Here is a 1,461-nt window from a genome sequence, read left to right as displayed (position 1 = left end):
ATCTTTTTGAAATAGAGGTTGCTTTTTATTAAAAATGGAAATATAATAATATTGAAAATAAGGGAAAAATACGTATAATTAGATAGATGGAGTGATATTGTATGGCAAAATTGAAATTTCCAGATAATTTCTGGTGGGGATCGGCTACTTCTGGACCGCAGAGTGAGGGAAGATTTAATAAAAAGAATAGAAATATATTTGATTACTGGTTTGATACAGATAAGAAGGCGTTTTTTGGTGGTGTAGGGCCTGATGTGGCTTCAAATTTTTATAACAGTTTTAGGGAAGATATAAAATTGTATAAGGAAATAGGGCTTAATTCACTAAGAACATCGATTCAATGGACACGGCTCATAAAGGATTTTGAAACTGGGGAAGTTGATGAGGATGGAGTGAGATTTTATACAGAGGTTATAGAGGAATTTGAGAAAAATGGGATTACTCTTGTACTGAACTTGTTCCATTTTGATATGCCGATAGAGTTGCAGGAAAAATATGGTGGCTGGGAATCAAAGCATGTGGTTGAATTGTTTGTAAAATATGCCAGAAAAGCATTTGAGCTGTTTGGGGACAAGGTAAAATACTGGACGACTTTTAATGAGCCAATAGTGCCTGTGGAAGCACAGTACATGTATCAGTTCCATTACCCGCTTATTGTAGATGGAAAAAAAGCTATGCAGGTTTTGTATAATACGGCACTTGCTTCGGCAAAGGTAATTGGGGAATTTAGGAAAATAGAATCGTTGAAAAAAGATGGGGAAATAGGAATAATTTTGAATTTAACGCCATCGTATCCAAGGAGTGAAAATGAAGAGGACATAAAGGCTGCCAAAATATCAGATGCTTTTTTTAACAATTCATTTCTTGATCCTGCGATTTATGGTAAATTTCCTGAATTATTGATAGAAATACTGGAAAAGGATGGAGTCTTGTGGGAAAGTACAGAAGAGGAACTAAAAATTATTGCAGAAAATACAGTTGACTTTCTAGGGGTGAATTATTATCAGCCAAGAAGAATAAAGGCTCGAGAAACGGAATTTGATATTTCTAAAAATGGCTGGCTGCCTGATAAATATTTTGAAAATTATGATATGCCGGGGAAAAGAATGAATATTTACAGAGGATGGGAAATTTATCCGCAGGCGATTCATGATATTGCTAAAAATATTCAGGATAACTATAAAAATATAAAATGGTTTATTTCAGAAAATGGAATGGGTGTTGAAGGAGAAGAAAAATTTAAGAATGAACAGGGGATAATTGAAGATGACTATAGAATAGATTTTTTTAGGGAACATCTGACACATCTTCATAGAGCAATAGAAGAAGGATCAAACTGTTTTGGCTACCACACTTGGACACCGATAGACTGCTGGTCCTGGACAAATGCCTACAAGAATAGATACGGATTTATCTCGGTAGATTTACCAACGCAAATAAAGACAGTAAAAAAATCAGGAT

General features: G+C 34.6%; 1 protein-coding gene. It reads left to right on the top strand.

What is annotated here, in order from left to right:
• Positions 1-101: 101 nt before the first annotated feature.
• Positions 102-1,461: glycoside hydrolase family 1 protein (locus tag Q0370_RS04085; RefSeq protein WP_299572489.1), on the top strand; the 1,360-nt coding region annotated here is incomplete at its 3' end.

This window comes from uncultured Leptotrichia sp., assembly GCF_938036635.1.
GTDB classification, from domain to species: domain Bacteria; phylum Fusobacteriota; class Fusobacteriia; order Fusobacteriales; family Leptotrichiaceae; genus Leptotrichia; species Leptotrichia hongkongensis.
Note: the sequence above shows the minus strand (reverse complement) of the source record. Positions and strands in the feature narration are given on the sequence as shown.